Annotated in this window: 16 protein-coding genes; 14 read left to right on the top strand and 2 right to left on the bottom strand. The window is 66.4% G+C overall.

What is annotated here, in order from left to right:
* Positions 1-27 precede the first annotated feature (27 nt).
* The 12 genes from CLD20_RS00705 (at position 28) to CLD20_RS00650 (ending at position 14,349) form a co-directional block, all read left to right on the top strand.
* Positions 28-621 (top strand): MotE family protein, encoded by a 594-nt coding sequence (locus tag CLD20_RS00705; RefSeq protein ID WP_224404669.1) that lies wholly within the window; start codon positions 28-30, stop codon positions 619-621.
* Complete coding sequence (gene flgH / locus CLD20_RS00700; protein WP_224404668.1) at positions 618-1,328, top strand: flagellar basal body L-ring protein FlgH; 711 nt, start codon at positions 618-620, stop codon at positions 1,326-1,328. Before CLD20_RS00705 ends, flgH begins: the two co-directional genes overlap by 4 nt.
* Positions 1,328-1,873 carry a flagellar basal body-associated FliL family protein gene (locus CLD20_RS00695; RefSeq protein ID WP_224404667.1) on the top strand — a complete coding sequence of 182 codons (546 nt, stop codon included), beginning with the start codon at positions 1,328-1,330 and terminating at the stop codon, positions 1,871-1,873. Before flgH ends, CLD20_RS00695 begins: the two co-directional genes overlap by 1 nt.
* A gap of 41 nt (positions 1,874-1,914) precedes the next feature.
* A complete protein-coding gene (locus CLD20_RS00690) occupies positions 1,915-2,712 on the top strand; it encodes a flagellar type III secretion system pore protein FliP (RefSeq protein ID WP_224404666.1) in 798 nt (265 codons plus the stop codon).
* A 125-nt stretch (positions 2,713-2,837) separates the two neighbouring features.
* Positions 2,838-4,532 (top strand): methyl-accepting chemotaxis protein, encoded by a 1,695-nt coding sequence (locus CLD20_RS00685; protein WP_224404665.1) that lies wholly within the window; start codon positions 2,838-2,840, stop codon positions 4,530-4,532.
* A 355-nt stretch (positions 4,533-4,887) separates the two neighbouring features.
* Complete coding sequence (locus tag CLD20_RS00680) at positions 4,888-6,153, top strand: flagellin (RefSeq protein ID WP_224404664.1); 1,266 nt, start codon at positions 4,888-4,890, stop codon at positions 6,151-6,153.
* 160 nt (positions 6,154-6,313) lie between these two features.
* Positions 6,314-7,960 carry a flagellar basal-body MS-ring/collar protein FliF gene (gene fliF / locus CLD20_RS00675; RefSeq protein ID WP_224404663.1) on the top strand — a complete coding sequence of 549 codons (1,647 nt, stop codon included), beginning with the start codon at positions 6,314-6,316 and terminating at the stop codon, positions 7,958-7,960.
* Positions 7,961-7,962: 2 nt separating this feature from the next.
* Complete coding sequence (locus CLD20_RS00670; protein ID WP_224404662.1) at positions 7,963-8,577, top strand: hypothetical protein; 615 nt, start codon at positions 7,963-7,965, stop codon at positions 8,575-8,577.
* Positions 8,570-9,835 carry a MotB family protein gene (locus tag CLD20_RS00665; RefSeq protein ID WP_224404661.1) on the top strand — a complete coding sequence of 422 codons (1,266 nt, stop codon included), beginning with the start codon at positions 8,570-8,572 and terminating at the stop codon, positions 9,833-9,835. Before CLD20_RS00670 ends, CLD20_RS00665 begins: the two co-directional genes overlap by 8 nt.
* Complete coding sequence (locus CLD20_RS00660; RefSeq protein WP_224404660.1) at positions 9,832-12,339, top strand: hypothetical protein; 2,508 nt, start codon at positions 9,832-9,834, stop codon at positions 12,337-12,339. The genes CLD20_RS00665 and CLD20_RS00660 overlap by 4 nt, the downstream gene beginning before the upstream one ends.
* Positions 12,336-13,796 carry a flagellar hook-length control protein FliK gene (locus CLD20_RS00655; protein ID WP_224404659.1) on the top strand — a complete coding sequence of 487 codons (1,461 nt, stop codon included), beginning with the start codon at positions 12,336-12,338 and terminating at the stop codon, positions 13,794-13,796. Before CLD20_RS00660 ends, CLD20_RS00655 begins: the two co-directional genes overlap by 4 nt.
* Positions 13,797-13,881: 85 nt before the next feature.
* The gene (locus CLD20_RS00650) at positions 13,882-14,349 is read left to right on the top strand and encodes a transglycosylase SLT domain-containing protein (RefSeq protein ID WP_224404658.1); all 468 of its coding nucleotides are present in this window, start codon (positions 13,882-13,884) and stop codon (positions 14,347-14,349) included.
* Positions 14,350-14,474: 125 nt separating this feature from the next.
* On the opposite strand, the gene CLD20_RS00645 is transcribed toward CLD20_RS00650, so the two are convergent.
* Positions 14,475-15,140, bottom strand: coding sequence for a protein phosphatase CheZ (locus tag CLD20_RS00645; protein ID WP_224404657.1), 666 nt, complete (start codon positions 15,138-15,140; stop codon positions 14,475-14,477).
* A 174-nt stretch (positions 15,141-15,314) separates the two neighbouring features.
* Between CLD20_RS00645 and CLD20_RS00640 the strand changes: the two genes are divergently transcribed.
* Both CLD20_RS00640 and CLD20_RS00635 read left to right on the top strand, forming a co-directional pair.
* Positions 15,315-15,698, top strand: a complete 384-nt coding sequence (locus CLD20_RS00640; RefSeq protein WP_224404656.1) for a chemotaxis response regulator CheY — start codon at positions 15,315-15,317, stop codon at positions 15,696-15,698.
* 398 nt (positions 15,699-16,096) lie between these two features.
* A complete protein-coding gene (locus CLD20_RS00635) occupies positions 16,097-16,765 on the top strand; it encodes a response regulator transcription factor (RefSeq protein WP_224404655.1) in 669 nt (222 codons plus the stop codon).
* Positions 16,766-16,790: 25 nt separating this feature from the next.
* On the opposite strand, the gene CLD20_RS00630 is transcribed toward CLD20_RS00635, so the two are convergent.
* Positions 16,791-17,609, bottom strand: a complete 819-nt coding sequence (locus tag CLD20_RS00630) for a response regulator (protein WP_224404654.1) — start codon at positions 17,607-17,609, stop codon at positions 16,791-16,793.
* Positions 17,610-17,652 lie beyond the last annotated feature (43 nt).

Below are 17,652 nucleotides of genomic sequence, written 5' to 3'. Positions count from 1 at the left end.
ACGGCTGACAGAACAAGGTCTTTCGCGATGAGCCACGCTGTTCATGCTCTCAAAGGCAGGATTCTTCTTTGCGCCGGCGTCGCCTTCCTCCTCGCCGGGGCGCCTTCCGCGCGCGCCGAGGATCCGGTCGTCCATGATCCGGCAAGTCAGGAAGCTGCCGTGCGCCAGTCCCATTCAGATCTTCTGGAGAGGGGGGGCGCCCCCGACGGCATCGACGACAATGCGCGCAAATACTGCACCAACATTGCCGATGCGGCGGCCGATGCCCGCTACGCCCGGCAGACGGCCGCGCTGAAGGAACTCGAGACGCAGATCGACGAGCGCATCGTGGCGCTCGAAGCCAAGCGGGCGGAATACGAGGAGTGGCTGAAACGCCGCGAGGATTTCCTGCGCAAGGCTGACGAAAGCGTCGTCGCGATATTTACGCAGATGCGCCCCGATGCGGCCTCTCAGCAAATGTCGCTGATGCCCAGCGAGGCGGCCGCCGCCATCCTGGTCAAGCTCAAGCCTCGGATCGCCAGTGCGATCCTGGCGGAGATGAGCCCGGCGAAGGCGGCGCAGCTTACGGGCACGATGGTGGGGCTGGCCCGGCCGAGCGATGAGGCGAAGACGCCAGGATGAAACACGTAGCATTGGCCGCGGCGCTGCTGACGCTCGCCGGTTGTGGCGCGCATGACAATCTGCTGACCGGTCCGGAACTCAGCCCCGTCGGCGAGGGCATCATCACCCAGCGCGCGCCGCTGCCGGTCAGCTATCAGGAGCCGAAGCAGACGACTTTCCAGTCGCTGTGGGCGAACAACGACCCGAACCTCTTCACCGACCGCAAGGCGCGCTCGGTGGGCGATGTGGTGACCGTCAACATCTACATCAACGACAAAGCGCAGTTCGACAACGCCACGGACCGCTCGCGCAAGGCCAAGTCGAGGTTCGGCCTCGGCGCTGCGCTCGGCTGGGCGGGCCTCGGGATCGAGGCCGATTCCGGCAATATCTCCGGCAACCTCGACGTCGATTCGGAGACCTCCACCGCAGGGCAGGGCTCGATCGACCGATCCGAGAAGCTGCGGCTTTCGATCGCCGCCGTCGTTGTGGAGCAGCTGCCGAACGGCAACCTGTTGATCAGCGGCTCGCAGGAGGTGATGGTCAACAAGGAGGTCCGCGTCCTCAACATCGCGGGCATCGTGCGCCCGACCGACATCGCGACCGACAATTCCGTCTCCTACGACAAGATCGCCGAAGCCCGCATCTCCTATGGCGGCCGCGGGCGCATCTCCGAAATGCAGCAGCCAGCATGGGGCCAGCGCGTCTACGACAAGGTGGTGCCGTACTGATGAGCGAGCAGGAAGAGGGGCTCGACGAGGCCGGCGAGGGAGCCAAGGCGGGCCAGGAGACCTCCAAAGAGGAGAAGAAGGGCGGCGGCATCCTGATGGCGATCGTCGGCCTTCTCGTCGTCACGCTTTTGGCGGGCGGCGCCGGCGGCGGCATCGGCATCTATCTTGCCGGCGCGATCGAGGACACCGTAACCGCCCGGCTGAAGGAAACGCCGGAGGACGTGAACAAGCCGGCGCTTCGCTATTCGGGCGACATGGTCCTGCAGCCGATCGAGCCGGTCATCACCAATCTCTCCGATCCGAGCGACGTCTGGATCCGCCTTGAGACGGCGATCGTCTTTGCGAACGGCAAGCTGCCCGAACCGCAGGTGACGGCGGCCGAGATCCGCCAGGACATCGTCGCCTATGCGCGCACCGTCCCGCTGAAGCAGCTGGAGGGGCCGAGCGCCCTGCAGCATCTGCGCGACGACCTCAACGAGCGGGTGCAGATCCGCACCAACGGTGAAGTGAGCGAGCTCGTCATCGTCTCGATGGTCGTTCAGTGATGACGGCGAAGGGCCTTGGCCGTCTGCCGGGAGCGCGCGCGATGAAGAGCGTGCTGGCGGGCCTTGCGCTGGCTTTCGTCATGGCAGGCGCGTCGCATGCGCAGGTCGTCGACGACATTGCGAGCCTCATTCCGGCCGGCGACGCCTCGGCGGCGGGGCGTATCGTCCAGTTCGTGGCGCTCATCACCGTTCTTTCGGTGGCGCCGGGTCTTCTCATCATGGTGACGAGCTTCACCCGCTTCGTCATCGCCCTGTCGTTCCTGCGTTCCGGCCTTGGCCTGCAGGGCACCCCGGGCAACCTCGTCCTCATCAGCCTAGCGCTCTTCATGACCTTCTATGTCATGGGGCCGACCTTCGACCGGGCCTGGCAGGACGGCGTCAAGCCGCTGACGGACAACGCGATCACCGAGGAAGAGGCCTTCGAGCGCATCACCCAGCCGTTCCGCGAGTTCATGCTGACCCAGGTGCGCCCGAAGGATCTCCAGCTCTTCGCCGATCTCGCCTCCAACGACGCCGCCCGGCCGCAGCCGGAGAATGCGCCGGCGCCAGAGACGGGCGGCGGAGCGGATGCCCCGGAGGCGGGAGCCGTGGAGGCCGTGCCGCTGCGCGTGCTGGTGCCGGCCTTCATGATTTCCGAGCTGCGGCGCGGCTTCGAGATCGGCTTCCTCATCGTGCTTCCGTTCCTGGTCATCGACATGATCGTGGCGACGCTCGTCATGTCGATGGGCATGATGATGATGCCGCCGGCCGTCATCTCGCTGCCGTTCAAGATCCTCTTCTTCGTGCTGATCGACGGCTGGAACCTGCTCGTGGGCGGCCTGGTCCGATCGTTCTTTTGAACGGATTCACTCTCCATTAAGCGCAATTTACCGGACGCGTTGTTGCCTGGAACGATTGCAAGCCCTGCGCAAGCCGGCTGGGATTCCTCTCCGCGAGCTAAAGCAAACGTGGGGCACCTTTCATCATGAAACCGAAGTCTGGCCTGAAGCTCGGCCACAAGATCCTTGGGATCCTGGCCTTGAGCTTCCTCGGGCTCATCGCGACCGCCGCCTTTCAGATCGTCGAACTGGGCAACGCCCTCAAGGAGCAGAAGGGCATCGAGCTCGCTCATCTGACCAAGCTTGCCGGCGATATCGCCGCGCAGGAGGAGGCGGCGGCGAGGGCCGGCACCATCTCCACCGAACAGGCGAAGGCGAACGCGCTGCGCCGTATCGGCGACCTGCGCTACGGCGACGGCGACTATTTCTGGATCAACGACCTTGCCGGCAGGATGGTGATGCATCCCATCAAGCCGGACCTCGACGGCACGGACGTGACGTCGCTCAAGGACCCGAACGGCAAGGCCTTCTTCGTCGAGATGATCGATGTGGTGAAGAAGGAGGGGGCGGGCCTGGTGCGCTATCAATGGCCGAAGCCCGGCTTTTCCGAGCCGCAGCCGAAGCTCTCTTATGTGAAGGGCTTCGCCCCCTGGAACTGGCTGATCGGCACCGGGGTCTATATCGACGATCTTCAGGCGCAGGCCTGGGCGACCACCAAAGTGGTGATCGCCATCACGCTCGCCATCCTGCTTTTCGTCGGCGCCATCTGCTTCCTCGTCGCCCAGCGTATTTCCAGGGCGATGCGGGCGACGACGGCGGCGATGAACGAGCTTGCCGGCGGCAATTTCGAGGTCGTGCTTCCGGGCCTGGAGCGTGCCGACGAGGTGGGCGAGATCGCCCGGGCCGTCGAGGCCTTCAAGGTGAAGGCCGTGGAAAAGGCCCGGCTGGAAGCGGAAGAGCGCGAACAGGCGGCCCGCGTGGCGGCCGAGCAGCGCAAGGCCGAGATGCACCGCCTTGCCGACATGTTCGAGAGCGCCGTCGGCGAGGTGACGGGAAGCGTCTCCTCTGCCGCGACGGAGCTGGAAGCCTCCGCCGGCTCCATGACGGAGACGGCCGACCACACCCAGCGTCTTTCGACGAATGTGGCGAGCATCTCCGAGCAGACCTCCGCGAACGTGCAGTCGGTCGCTTCCGCGGCCGAGGAGCTCGGCGCTTCGGTCGGCGAGATCAGCCGCCAGGTGCAGGAGAGCGCCAGGATCGCCGGCGAGGCGGTGGACCAGGCGAGCAGCGCCAACAAGCGCGTTGCCGACCTTGCCGAGGCGGCACAGCGGGTCGGCGCGGTGGTCAACCTCATCAACGCGATCGCCGAGCAGACCAATCTTCTCGCCCTCAACGCCACCATCGAGGCGGCGCGGGCGGGCGATGCCGGAAAGGGCTTCGCCGTCGTCGCCATGGAGGTGAAGACGCTCGCGGCCCAGACCGCCAAGGCGACGGAAGAGATCGTCGAGCAGATCAGCTCCATGCAGCAGGCGACCGGCGAGGCGGAGGAATCGATCCGCTCCATCGGCGGGACCATTTCCCGCATGGCGGAGATCTCGGACGCCGTCGCGGCCGCGGCCGAGGAACAGTATGTGGCGACGCGCGACATCGCCGAGAACGTGCAGGAAGCGGCCGCCGGCACCGCGCGGGTCGCCTCCAACATCGTGGAGGTGAACAAGGGCGCGGGAGAGACCGGGGCGGCTTCCTCGCAGGTCCTGTCCTCGGCGCGCTCGCTCTCCCATGAGAGCAGCCGGCTGAAGCAGGAACTCGACAGGTTCCTGCAGACGGTGCGGGCTGCCTGAGGCGCAAGCTTCGCTCGAAAAAAGTCAGACGGCGGGGAGCTTCCCCGCCGTTTTTTGTGGCCTCCGACGCCGGCGCAAGGCTCCGGGAGGCAACTAAGTCTCTGATTTGCCGCGGAAAACCGGCCGGCATCAAAAAAATCGGGGCGCGTTCAAAACCCGCGATTTTGGTAAGCTTCGCGCAAGCTTTGTCTGCCAATCTCTCCAAATCACGGCAGGTTGGCTGCCCGCATGAGACGGGCAGAGTGGCGCGCAACGCTCCACGCAACCAAAGGCATGATGCCGCTTCTGCCGTACCGGTGAAAGCCCGGTATGTCCCCATCACATCTCTGAAATCCAGATCGAAGGGACATCAACTATGTCTAGCCTTATCACCAACTCCTCGTCGATGGTTGCCCTGCAGACCCTGCGTGGCATCAACTCCCAGCTCGACGAGACGAACAACCGCGTCTCCACCGGCCTGCGGGTCAACTCCGCATCCGACAACGCGGCCTACTGGTCGATCGCCACGACCACGCGTTCCGACAACGGCGCGCTCAGCTCCGTCAAGGACGCCCTCGGCCTCGGCGCCGCCTCCGTCGACACCGCCAACACCGGTCTCGACACGGTTCGCGAGTCCCTGCAGAAGATCAAAGAGAAGCTGGTCACGGCCGCCGCTCCTGAGACCGACAAGGCGAAGCTGCAGACGGAAATCAAGAGCCTGCTCGACGGCATCAAGAACACCGCCGATTCTTCGGTCATCTCCGGCAACAACTGGCTTTCGGTTGCGACCGCCGGCGAGACCAAGGACATCGTCGTGTCCTTCTCGCGCTCGGGCTCGTCGATCACGCTCGACACGATCAATGTCGACATGGCCGACTACGCTCTCTACGAGGCTGGCACCAACACCGGCATCATGGACAAGAACCGCTCGGCCACCACGTATTCCAGCTCGCTTTCGGTCGTCGCGACTGCTTTCGACGACGCGACGGATGAGGTGGAGTTCAACGTGAAGGTCGGTGGTGCGACCACCACGGTGTCGATCACCCAGGCGACCGTCGAAGCCGCTCTCGGCACGGGCACCACCGCCCTGACGAACGCGGCCGACTTCAAGGCCGTCCTGGACCAGGCCTTCAAGGATGCCGGTCTGTCCGACCTCAGCATCACGGCTGACAACACCGCCGGCACCGTGTCGATCGACAGCGCCGAGAGCTTCGAGCTCAGCGCCCTGACGGTCGTCACCGACGCCTCGACGGCCGACCTCGATGCCTCCGACTTCGGTCTGGCGACCGCCCCGACGGTGACGACAGGCTCGACCCAGGTCGCGGTGAAGGACATCGACATCACGAGCGCCACGACTGCCGACGTTCAGAACTACCTGAAGGTCGTCGATGCGGCCCTGCTCGACCTGACCGACGCCTCCACGAAGGCCGGTGCTCTGACGAGCCGCATCCAGTCGCAGGAGAGCTTCGTGATGGCCCTGATGGACGCCAATGACCGCGCGATCGGCACGCTCGTCGATGCCGACATGGAAGAGGAATCCACCCGTCTGAAGGCCCTGCAGACCCAGCAGCAGCTGGCGATCCAGTCCCTCAGCATCGCCAATTCCTCTAGCCAGAACATCCTGTCGCTCTTCCGGAGCTAAGGACCAGCTAGGGCTCTTTGAGATCCTTTCGCGTTAGCCCACCATCCGCGCGAAAGGGAAGGCCACGCTCCGCCCGGAGCGTGGCTTTCTGTTACGCAACGCTGAGGCAAGCTTCACGCGCGACATCTTCCGGCGAAGGCACGCTTAAGAAGAGGTGGGCATGGCCGGGCGTGAACAGATGGAAAGGCTGTGGGCGAATCTTGCCGGGCTCGGCGGACGTCGCCTGGCAGCACTCGGGCTGATCGGTGCGACGGTTCTGATCGCGATCGCCCTCGGCACGTATTTTCTCAGCCAGCCGGAGCGCGAGACGCTCTATACCGGTCTCAGCCGCGAGGACGTGGCGCAGATCGGCCGGGTGCTCGCCGACAACGGCATCTCCTTCGACGCCAGCGCGGACGGAACCTCAATTCTCGTCGGCTACGGGGACACCGCGCGCGCGCGGATGATCCTCGCCGAGAAGGGCCTGCCGCAGAGCGGCAGCACCGGCTACGAGCTTTTCAACGATCTCGGCTCCTTCGGCCTCACTTCCTTCATGCAGGACGTGACGCGCGTGCGCGCCCTGGAAGGCGAGCTCGCCCGCACCATCCAGACGATGGACGGCATCAAGGCGGCGCGCGTGCATCTCGTCATGCCGGACCGCGCCTCCTTCCGGCGCGACCAGCAGGAGGCCTCCGCCTCCGTCGTCATCCGCACCTCGCTGCCCGACGATGCGGCCTCCGCCCAGGCGATCCGCCATCTGGTCGCCGCCGCGATCCCCTCCATGAAGGCGGGCGCCGTGACGGTGCTCAACACGCATGGCGAGGTGCTCGTCTCCGGCAACGATCCTTCCAGCAACGGCGGCACGCAGATGGCCGCGCTGGAGCAGCGCGTCGACCGCGAGATCGAGGAGAAGATCCGCCGCACGCTGACGCCCTATCTCGGCATCGGCAATTTCCAGGTCAGCGTCGCTTCCAGGCTCAACACGGACCGGACCTCGGTGAGCCAGGTCGTCTTCGATCCGGATTCGCGGGTGGAGCGCTCCGTGCGCGTCGTCAAGGAAAGCGGCAACACCAGCAACAGCGCCACGGAGACGGCCGCCTCGGTGCAGCAGAACATCCCGATCGAGCAGATGAACGGGGCGAGCGGCAATTCCTCCTCCGAGCAGAACGAGCGGCGCGAGGAACTGACCAACTACGAAATCTCCTCCAAGCGCATCGAGACGGTGCAGGAGGGCTTCCGCATCGAAAATCTTTCCGTCGCGGTCCTCGTCAACAGCGAGCGCCTCGCGGCCGCCCAGGCGGGCGCCGACGCCCAGCCGGAAGATGCGCGCCTTGCGGAGATCCAGCAGCTCGTCTCTTCCGCGGCCGGCATCGACGCGGAGCGCGGCGATCAGCTGAAGGTCGCGGCGGTCACCTTCGCCGCCGCGGGCGACGATCTGGAGCCCGTTCCGGGTCCGGGTATCGGCGAGGTGCTGACGCGCCAGCTCGGCACGGTCATCAACGCCGCCGCCATTCTCGGCGTCGCCGTCCTGCTCATTCTCTTCGGCCTGCGCCCGGCCATCCGCGCCGTCGTCACCCGGCCGATGGCGGAGGCCGGCAATCTCCTCGCCGGCCCGCAGGAAGCGGCGGCCGCGGTGCTCGGAGCGCCGGCGCCGGGCGCCGTGGCGGGACCCGGCGAGCTGCCGAGCCCCGAGCACGTCAATCTCATCGAGGATCTGACGTCGAAGATGAACCGCACGCCGCAGAAGCGGCTGGAGCAGATCGTCGAATATGACGAGGAGCAGGCCGCCGCCATTCTGAGGCAGTGGATGCGCGCTGAAGGGGCATGAGCATGAGCGCACTCGCCCGTCTCCTTCCGGCCTTCGAGCTGGAACAGGCTCCTCCCAAGACGCTTGCGGCGGTGTTTCAGTCCCGCAAGCCCGACGCGGCATGCGAGCTGAAGGCGAATGCCGATCGGCAGGGCTATGAGCGCGGCCTTGCGGAAGGCCGCGCCGAGAAGGAAGTCGCGCTCGCCGAAGCCGCCACCCTTGCCGAGGAGCGGCTCGCCGCCGCACGGGCGGCCTGGGTGGAGGACGAGGCCGGGGCGCTGGTCGCGGCCTTTGACGGCGCCTTCGCCGGGATGTTGCAGACGCTTTCGGAAGCTGCGGCCGGGGTGCTTCTTCCTCTTGCCGGCAGGCTGATCGCCGATCGCGCCGCCAGGGAACTTTGCCAGGCTGTCGAGGAGCTTTTCGCGCAGGAGGTGGAGACGCTCATCCAGGTTTGCGGGCCGGTCGACATTCTGGAATCTGTGCGCGCCCGCCTGGGCGAGCGTGCCGCCGCCGTCGAATTCGAGCCCTCCGACGGCGTGGATGCCCGGCTTCTTGCTGGCGACACGGTGATGGAGACGCAGCTGGAAGGCTGGAAAATGCGGCTTTCGAAGGCTCTGAGCGAGGCGAAAGATGTCTGATCAGGAGCACCAGGAACTGATCATCATCAAGCGCTACGAGGAGGACGAGCACGAAGCCCATTCGAGCGCCTGGAAGGTCGCCCATGCCGACTTCATGACGGCGATGATGGCCTTCTTCCTGATCATGTGGCTGATCAACGTCACCGACGACGAGATGAAGAAGTCGATCGCCAACTACTTCAATCCCGTGAAGCTGTCGGCGAGCGTGACCGACGCCAAGGGCCTCAACGACCAGAACCAGGTGGAGAGCGAAGGTCCGGTGCCGGATGGCGCCGAGATTCCCGCCGACGGGCCGCAGCACGGCCAGCACATGCAGCAGGAGGGCGGGGCGGAGAACGTCACCGAAAAGGAGGGCGATGCCGCCGCTCCGAACGCGCCGATCACCGGCGGCGTCGAAGGGGCTGCGCAAAGGGCCGAGCGCGCCGCCTTCAGCGACCCCTATGCCGTCCTTGCCAAGCTCGCCGCCGAGGTGAGCAAGCCTTCCGATTCACCGGTTCCGGATTCGCCCGTCGGCGAGCCCGGCCAGCCGGGCGTTCCGGGCGATGAGGCCTACCGCGACCCGTTCGATCCGATCTACTGGCAACTCGCCTCATCCGATGGGGCGCGGGCGGAGAATCCGAGCCCGCTCAACCGCGCGCAGGCGGTGCCGCAGATCGGCAAGCTCGATGTGGCGGCCCGCACGCCGCCGCTCGACACCGATCAGGCGGCGGCCGGGCCCGTTCCTCCTCCCCCGGCGGCGTCCGCTCCGCAGGCCGAGGCAGAGCGCAGGCCCGAGGTGAGCCAGGAGGCGATCGCCCAGGCGCGGCAGATCGAAGAGCAGCTGGCGGAGAAGCTCCAGCAGAGCCTTGAGGCCTCCGACGCCCCGAACGTGGAGGTGAAGGCGACCAGCGAGGGCATCCTGATCAGCCTTACCGACGAGATGGATTATTCCATGTTCGAGATCGGCTCGGCGATCCCCAAGCCGCCGGTCGTCGTGGCCATGGACAAGGTTGCCGAAGTGCTCGCCAACTGGCCCGGCAACATCATCGTGCGCGGCTACACGGATGGCCGCCCCTTCCGCTCGGAGACCTACGACAACTGGCGGCTTTCGACGGCGCGCGCCCATATGGCCTATTACATGCTGACCCGCGGAAATCTGCCCGAGCAGCGCATCCGCACGATCGAAGGCTTCGCCGACCGCAATCTGAAGAACCCGGCCGATCCGCTCGCCGCCGAGAACCGGCGCATCGAGATCCTTCTGAAGGAGACCGAGGCGTGATGGGTCTGCGCAGGATAGCGGTCGCGCTCCTCGTCGCCGCTCTGGCGGCGCCGCCCGTTCTGGCCGAAGGCCAGCCGGTGCAGCTGTTGCCGCGGAAGACCCAGGAGGCAAAGAGCTCGCTGTTCAGCCGGGCCGTGCGCCTCTTTGGCGGAGAATCCGACGCCGCTCTGGCTGATATATCCCAGCCTGAAGCCGTCCAGCCCGGCTCCGCTTCGGACGAGGGCGCCGAGAGCGCGCGCCGGAAGGCGGTGCAGGCGGCCCCCCGCATTCCGGCCCTGCCGCGCGCGCGCCCTGCGGGCGAAGTGGAAATCGCCGACGAAATGCGCGTCGGCGATGCAGCGGTGCTGCCGGACGATGCAACCGAAAGCGCTACGGCAGAGATTACCGCCACGCCTGACGGGATCGACGTCTCCGCCGAGGAGGACATGCTTTCTCCGGCGGTAGAAGAGGCGGGCGGCAATGCCGATGTCGCGGAAATCTCCGCGCCGCTCGCCTGGCCGGCTCCGTCGGGAGAGAGCGTTTCCGATCCGGCAACGGATGGCGAAACCGTGCCGGCAGAAGATGAGATGCCCGCTGCCGGCGAGCTGAGCGCCGAAGCCACAGCCGTTGCTTCGGCTGGGACGCCGGAGATCGCGCCCGTCATCGAAGAGCCGGCCATCGAAGAGGTTGCCATCGAAGGACCGGCAAGTGCGGAGGCTGGGCGTGAGGCGCCCGCGAGTGAAGTGGGCGAGGACGCCGCCGCGCTCGATGCCGCGCTTGCGGCGGTCATGCCGGTGCCGGAAGAAGTCGTGGCGGCGGCCACAGCGTCCGGTGCCGCGCCCGGTGCCGCGACGGTCGCTCCCGCTTCATCCGCCCCGCCGGCCTCCGAGCGCGCCGCAGCGAGCATCGCCGGGCCGGAGACCACCGCGCCAGCCGTTGCCGAGGCACCGGCGGTTCTGCCGGATCCCTACGAGATCTATCTCACCGCCGATACGCTCGCTCCCGCTGGTCGGGCAGGCGCGCGGAAGGCCGTGCGGGTGATCGATCTTTCGGATGGCGATATGGCCGACGAAGCAGTTCCGCCCGCGGGCCGGGTCCAGCTCGCCCGCCCGCTCGATCCGCTCGAGGAGGCCAAGCTCGCCGCGGTGCGCAAGCTCGCCATGGGCAAGGCTTTCAACGTCTCGACGGAAGCGTTCTTCCGGCCGGCGGGGCGCGAGCGTTCAGGCGCCGAGCCGCGCGGCATCTTCGTGCCCTTCTACGAGCCGACGCACGACGAGATCGTCGTGGACGATGCGGTGACGGGAAGCGTCGCTGCCCCGGCCGAAGGAGGGGAGGCGGCTGAAGAAGGCGGCAAGGAAGAACCGAGATTCGAGCCGCTTGCCGTTCCGGCCCGTCCGGGCTCACGCGAGCCGCGCGATCTGGTGCAGCGGCTGCAGAGCCTGCAGGATCAGATCGCCCAGGGTTCGACCGAGGCCTTCAACGCGCAGCGCGCCCTCCTGGAAGAGATCGGCTCCAGGTTCGAGGCCGCGCCGGCGGAAACCTGGCAGGACCGGCGCAACGCCGAGGCTCTCGTGACCTACGTGCTCAGCGGCGGGCGGCCGAACCTCCTTGCCGCGCTCCTCGTGAGCGAGCCCTTGCCGGCGCTGGACGAACAGCTGATGCGCGGCGCGCTTGCCTATGTCGAGGGGCGCGCTGCCGAGGCGCGGAGCCTGCTCGACAAGATTGATGCGCGCGACTTCGCCGGCAGCATGGGAAGCCAGGTGGCGATCGCCCAGGCTGCGCTCGACCTGCCGGAAAACCCGAAAGCGGCCGCTGCCCATCTCGACATGGCACGGCTTCTCTCGCCGGGCACGCTCGCCGAGGAAGCCGCCATCCGGCGCGAAATCATCGTGCTCGCCCAGATCGAGGATACCGATCGCTTCCAGCTTCTGTCGCGCCAGTACATGCAGCGCTTCCGGCATTCCGTCTATGCCGGCAATTTCCGCCAGCGCTTCGCCGCCGCGCTGACGCGCATGACCTTCATGGAGGATCCGAAGCAGCTTCCAAGGCTCGACGAGATCCTTGCCGAGATGGAGCCGGATGCGCGGCTGGAGCTCTATCTGGTCATCGCGCGTGCGCTCGTCGTGCAGGCGAAGTCGGAACCGGCGAAGCTCGCCGCGCAACGTGCCCTCGATCTTTCCGAGCCGGGCCGGCCGGAGGCGGAAAGGGCGCTCCTCTACCGCGCGGCGGCAACCGTTGCCACCGAGAACGGGCTCCAGGCAGGGCTGACGGATCTGAGCGCCGTCGACACCTCGCTCCTGCCGCAGGCCGACCTCGAACTCTACAACATGGTCTCGGCGACGGCCGAGCTCATCCGCACGGCCGCGACCGCCCTCCCGGCAGCGAAGGCCGCCGTTCCGTCCGCCCCGAAAGCCGCTTCGGACGGGGAAAAGAGCGAGCCGGCGGCGGATGAGCCGAGCCAGGTCATGGCAAGGGCCGAGGGTGCTCTCAAGCTTGCCGACACTCTCCTTGGAGAAGCGCAATGAACAACATCGATTTCATCACCGCCAAGGCGATGCCGCGGACGGAACGAGGCAGGACGGGCACGCTCGCCGGCGAGGATCCGACGGCGGAGAACGGCGCGCGGGGAGATTTCATGAAGCTTCTGCAGGAAATGCCGGGTCGTCTCGGCGGTCCCGAGCCGCGCCGCGGCGCGGGCTCGGCCAAGGCGGGCGGGGAAGCCGAAGAGGCGAGGGACGCCAGGGATCCGGTGGAGACCGGCGATGCCGGGACGGACGGCACGGCGGAAGACGCCGTCATGTCCGCCGCCGACATCCTCGCTCTCGCCGGGGCGGCGGGCTCGGCCGAAGGCGTGGGCGGCGAGAAAGCCGGGGCGGTGAAGGGCGTTTTGGATCGCGGCGCCGCAATCCGTCTGCCGGGCGCGCAGGATGCCGCCGCCATGGGCGATGGAGCGGGCGAAGGCGAGACCGACGCCGGGGAAGAGGCGATGAGGCGCTCGCCGCTGCGCTTCACCGTCACCGATCGCAAGACGCATTTCGCTCCGACCTGGCAGACGGGACGCCTCTCCGGCGCCGAGGCCGCGCAGAATGCGGCGCCCGTGGGCGCGCTGTCGGAGAATGCCGGCGCGGATGACGACGGCCTCAAGCTGACGCTTGCCGGCGAGGCCTCGCACGAGCTCTCGCCGAAGGTGGAGGGCGGCAATCGTGCCGCGACGACCAAGGCCGCGGACATGGCGCAGGCGCCGCTCGCGGTCGAGGGCGCGCGCGAGACGGCGGGCGCGCAGGGCGGCCAGGCCGGCGAGCGCGAGCCCGGCCGCGACCGCACGGCCGCAAAATCCTCCGCCGCGGCGAATGCCGGCGAGATGCGGGCGGCCGACGCCGGTGTCGTGCGCGAGAGCGCAGCGGATTCTTCGGAGCCCTCCCTGCCGCCGGCGCAGCTCAATCGCATCGCCTCGGCGATCGCATCGGAAAGCCGTGCCGCGGGAGAGGTGCCGGCAAGCCAGCGCGGCCTTTCCCCGGCAGTGGCGGTCGCCGCTCAGACAGGGGCCGCCGGTCCGGTCAAGACATTGACGATCCAGCTACACCCGGCCGATCTCGGCAGCGTCAAGATCCAGCTCCGGCTCGGCGGCGACGCCCTTTCGGTGCGCCTGGAGGCGAGCCGGGCGGAGACCGCGCGGATGCTCCAGCGCGACAGCCAGGCGCTCTCCGACCTCCTCAAGGGTGCGGGGCAGGACGGCGACAACATCGTCGTTCATTCCGTGACGGTCGATCGCGGCGTCCAGGGTGCGGACAGCTCGCAGTTCCTCTCGGCCCGCGGAGCGGCGCAGCCTCAGACCGATACGGGCGCCGGGGCCGCCGGCGGCGGCGGGCGGCAGGGTTCGTCGCGGCAGGAAGAGGGCCAGGGTCAGCGCAGCTATTCACAAGAGGCAAGGGATGGCACGACTTCGCCGGACAGCCGCACACGCAGCGGCCTTTTCGTTTAGCCTGGCGCTGAGTGCCGGAGCGGGCTTTGCTTCCGGTCATGGCGCTTCCGGCCATGGTGCGGCGGGCAACATCTGCGAGCGGGAGATGGCCTCCGTCTCCCGCGCCTACAAGATTCCGCTCGGCGTCCTCTACGCGGTCGGCCTCACCGAGACGGGCCGCAAGGGCTCGCTGCAGCCGAACGCCCTCAATATCGAGGGCAAGGCCTTTTTCGCGAAGAGCCGCGAGGAAGCGCTGAAGAAGTTCGCCTCGGCGCGCAGCTCCGGGGCGAAGCTGATCGATCTCGGCTGCATGCAGGTGAACCACTATTTCCATGGCGAGAATTTCGGCTCGGTCGCCGAGATGCTCGATCCGAAGAAGAACGTCGCCTATGCGGCCCGCTTCCTGACGGAGCTGCGCCAGCGCGAGGGCAGCTGGACCATGGCGGTGGCGCGCTATCATGCCGGGCCGAACAACGACCCGGCCCAGAAGCGCTATGTCTGCGCCGTCATCCGCAACATGGTGGCGACGGGCTTCGGCGCCTGGACAGCGCAATCGAAGGCGTTCTGTCAGTAGGGGCGTCCGGCCCGCACCCGCTGGCGGTGCTCGTCGCTCCGGCGCCAGGCCCCACGACATGAAAAAAGGCCCCTTTGATCAAGGGGCCTTTTTTCTTTCGCGGGACAGGCGGCGATCGTCCGCGATCACGGAAACAGGGAATCGATATCGTCCTGGGAGACGACGTTGACCTCGTCGGCGAGGGCAGGGCCGTTGAGCAGGGCGTCGTCGCCCGTGCGCTCGTCGATGAACTCGCCTTCCGTGTCCGAGCCTCCCCAGATCTCCAGCATGGAGGTGATCCGGCCTTCGATGAAGTGCAGGACGTTGACGACCTTGCTGATGCGCTGGCCGGTAATGTCCTGGAAATTGCACGCCTCGAAGATCTTGATCGCCTGGGCGCGGATCTCGGCGACCTCGCTCTCGATGGCGTCGTTGTCCTTGCCGAGCTTGCCGGCGATCTCGTCGATCGTCTCGGCGGCGCCGAGGATCGTCTCCGTCGCGCTCTCGGTATCGGAGACGACGGCGTCGAGCTCGTCGCTCGCCCGGTTGAAGTCGCGGTCGTGCACCGCCTTGGAATGCAGGGCCGAGATCTCGCCGCGGGTCTGCTGGATCGCTTCCTCGATCGCCTCGACGCCGTTCCACAGCTGGGCGCGGTCGTCCTGAATCTCGGTGGCGAGCCGCACCATGGAGCGCAGGCTGTCGAGCTCCGAAAAGATGCGCTCAAGATGCGCGGAGACGCGGCCCTTGCCGTCCTGCGGGCTCAGCTCCTGGGCCACTCCGGCCGCCCAGGCCACTTTCTTCTTTGCCGACATTGCTGGTTCCTATCGAACGAACATCTTTGAAAGCCTATAAGACAAGTGAAGTTTCGTCGGAAGATGGGCCGACAATGGGCTGCAAGCCCCACGCAAGTCAGAGGCATTTTAACTGTCCGGAGAACGGCGGACGAGCCGAACAAGTTAAAAGACTGCATTCTTGCGGAGAATTTGATGTCCCTGGACCTATCCATGCCGATCCTGGTCGTTGACGACTACAAGACCATGGTCCGCATCATCCGAAACCTGCTGAAGCAGCTCGGCTTCGAAGACGTCGACGATGCGAGCGATGGAACGGAGGCCCTCAGCAAGTTGCGCGAGCGCGCCTACGGTCTCGTCATCTCCGACTGGAACATGGAGCCGATGACCGGCTACGACCTTCTGAAGGAAGTGCGCGCCGACGGCAGCTTTTCCGACATTCCGTTCATCATGGTGACGGCAGAGGCCAAATCGGAGAACGTCGTGGCCGCCAAGAAGGCCGGCGTCAGCAACTATATCGTCAAGCCGTTCAACGCGCAGACGCTGAAGGGCAAGATCGAGGCCGTCTTCCAGGCCTGATTTCTCCTCTCCCGTCCAGAAGATATTCCTCTCTCCTCCTCGGCAGCCGTCATCCCTCATTTCCTCCGGCTGCCTTCCTGCGCGGCCGCCCATCCGGGCGACCGCGCTTCTTTCCCGGCCTCGCGCCCCCAACTCCCCCAGATCTTGCGAATTTTAATGAAACCAACAATTGCCTTTCTATAACTGCAAAAATAAATACATTTTTAGTATATTATACGTTGTAAGAACCTATTAACCTGCAATCTGGAGCGGAATGGCTCCAGACGAATAAGCAGTTCTTGTTGTATGGAATGGAACTGAAATCTAGCGTCTGCCCACGAGATGAGTTGAAGACGCGATGACTTCTTTCGACTCACCTCTCCCATGTGTTGATTTTTAGTTAAATGGGGCTGTGGGTAATGTACGTTGTCGTTGATCCGCGCGCAGATGTCGCCGGGGGCTTCACCGCCATGTTCAACCGGGAAGGCCGTCCTGCCGTCAGCTTCGATTCCGAAGAGTTTCACGACTGGCTCACCAGCGCCTCGGAAGGCGATATCGAAGCGGTCCAGGGTTTCCTCCTCGGCGAGTTCGACGAGCGTTCCAACTATCCGAGCGTGATCCGCAACCGGTCTCGCGCTCCGATCATCGCACTGAGCGAGATCCGCTCGCTGGAGCAGACCCTCGAACTCTTCACCGCCGGCATCGACGATGTCGTCCGCAAGCCGGTGCATGTACGCGAGATCATCGCCCGCTCGGACGCCGTATGGCGGCGGATGAGCGGCCCGGCGCAGGAGATCTCCTGTGACCGCCTGCGCATCTTCTTCGACGGCCGCGACCCGGAAGTGGACGGTGTGCCGCTCACCCTGCCGCGCCGCGAGCGCCATATCCTGGAGTATCTCGCTAAGAACCGCTCCCGGCGTGTGACGAAGACGCAGATCTTCAACGCCATTTACGGCGTTTTCAACGACGGCGTCGACGAGACGGTCGTGGAAGGCCATATCAGCAAGCTTCGCAAGAAGCTGCGCATGCGTCTCGGCCACGAGGTCATCGACGCCAAGCGCTACCTCGGCTACCAGTTCGTCGGCTGATTTCGGGCCGGCGAGCCCGGCCCTGCTAGTCCAGCGACAGGCCGATGCGCGCCGCCTGTCTTTCCACGAAGGCCTTCATGCGGGTCCTGCCCGCTTCGGTGAGCCGCACGATGATGCGGCGCCGATCCGCCTCGTCGGGAAAGCGCTCCACGAGCCCGGCTTCCTGAAGATCGTCGATGCGCCGCAGCGCCGTCGTCGTCGATACGCCCGAGGCCAGACACAGGCTCGTCACCGATACCCAGCGCCCGCTCGCCTCCGCGACCGCCAGATCGAGCAGCATCTCCCAGGCGGGATCGGAAAAGAGATCGGCCTTGAAGATGGCCTCGCGGTCCACCCGGGCCGCGACCAGAGCCTTCAGGTAATCCGGCTGAGATGCGGCCGCCGTATCGACGCGGCCGGCATCCTCCACCAGCGCGAAGGCGCGCTTGACGGCGGCGGCCACCTCCTCGGGCAGGACCGGTTTTTGCAGGAAATCGACCGCGTTCAGGCGCAGGGCCGCGACCGCACGGTCAAGCGAGGCGTTGCCCGTGACGACGATGGCCGAGAGCGGCGTCTTGCGGCGTCTTGCGGCCAGCTTCTGCAGCAGCTCGATGCCGTCGATCTGCGGCATCTGCAGGTCCGTGACCATCACCTGCAACTCGGGATGGCGCTGGACGATATCGAGCGCCTCCCGCCCCGTGCCGGCGCGCAGGGAAGGCAGGCCCAGTGCATCGAGCCCTTCGCCGAGTTCCTCGAGAATGTCCGGGTCGTCGTCGACGATCAGCAGACGTGGTGCGAGCTTGCCGTCTCCGGCGCCTTCTTCGGCCTCGAAGCGTGCTCGTGTCGGCTGGTCGGTTTCGCTCATCTACGACTCATTGCTTAGCCGGCATATTGCCTTACTCGACTGG

It is taken from the genome of Afifella sp. IM 167 (assembly GCF_020144925.1).
Lineage (GTDB): Bacteria > Pseudomonadota > Alphaproteobacteria > Rhizobiales > Afifellaceae > Afifella.
The sequence above is the reverse complement of the archived record's forward strand: the minus strand, read 5'-3'. Positions and strand labels throughout refer to the sequence as shown.

Excerpts from the sequence above, each read along its gene's own strand:
- CLD20_RS00705 (WP_224404669.1), top strand. The coding sequence starts at position 28 with ATGAGCCACGCTGTTCATGCTCTCAAAGGCAGGATTCTTCTTTGCGCC.
- flgH (WP_224404668.1), top strand. The coding sequence starts at position 618 with ATGAAACACGTAGCATTGGCCGCGGCGCTGCTGACGCTCGCCGGTTGT.
- CLD20_RS00695 (WP_224404667.1), top strand. The coding sequence starts at position 1,328 with ATGAGCGAGCAGGAAGAGGGGCTCGACGAGGCCGGCGAGGGAGCCAAG.
- CLD20_RS00690 (WP_224404666.1), top strand. The coding sequence starts at position 1,915 with ATGAAGAGCGTGCTGGCGGGCCTTGCGCTGGCTTTCGTCATGGCAGGC.
- CLD20_RS00685 (WP_224404665.1), top strand. The coding sequence starts at position 2,838 with ATGAAACCGAAGTCTGGCCTGAAGCTCGGCCACAAGATCCTTGGGATC.
- CLD20_RS00680 (WP_224404664.1), top strand. The coding sequence starts at position 4,888 with ATGTCTAGCCTTATCACCAACTCCTCGTCGATGGTTGCCCTGCAGACC.
- fliF (WP_224404663.1), top strand. The coding sequence starts at position 6,314 with ATGGCCGGGCGTGAACAGATGGAAAGGCTGTGGGCGAATCTTGCCGGG.
- CLD20_RS00670 (WP_224404662.1), top strand. The coding sequence starts at position 7,963 with ATGAGCGCACTCGCCCGTCTCCTTCCGGCCTTCGAGCTGGAACAGGCT.
- CLD20_RS00665 (WP_224404661.1), top strand. The coding sequence starts at position 8,570 with ATGTCTGATCAGGAGCACCAGGAACTGATCATCATCAAGCGCTACGAG.
- CLD20_RS00655 (WP_224404659.1), top strand. The coding sequence starts at position 12,336 with ATGAACAACATCGATTTCATCACCGCCAAGGCGATGCCGCGGACGGAA.
- CLD20_RS00650 (WP_224404658.1), top strand. The coding sequence starts at position 13,882 with ATGGCCTCCGTCTCCCGCGCCTACAAGATTCCGCTCGGCGTCCTCTAC.
- CLD20_RS00645 (WP_224404657.1), bottom strand. The coding sequence starts at position 15,140 with ATGTCGGCAAAGAAGAAAGTGGCCTGGGCGGCCGGAGTGGCCCAGGAG.
- CLD20_RS00640 (WP_224404656.1), top strand. The coding sequence starts at position 15,315 with ATGTCCCTGGACCTATCCATGCCGATCCTGGTCGTTGACGACTACAAG.
- CLD20_RS00635 (WP_224404655.1), top strand. The coding sequence starts at position 16,097 with ATGTACGTTGTCGTTGATCCGCGCGCAGATGTCGCCGGGGGCTTCACC.
- CLD20_RS00630 (WP_224404654.1), bottom strand. The coding sequence starts at position 17,609 with ATGAGCGAAACCGACCAGCCGACACGAGCACGCTTCGAGGCCGAAGAA.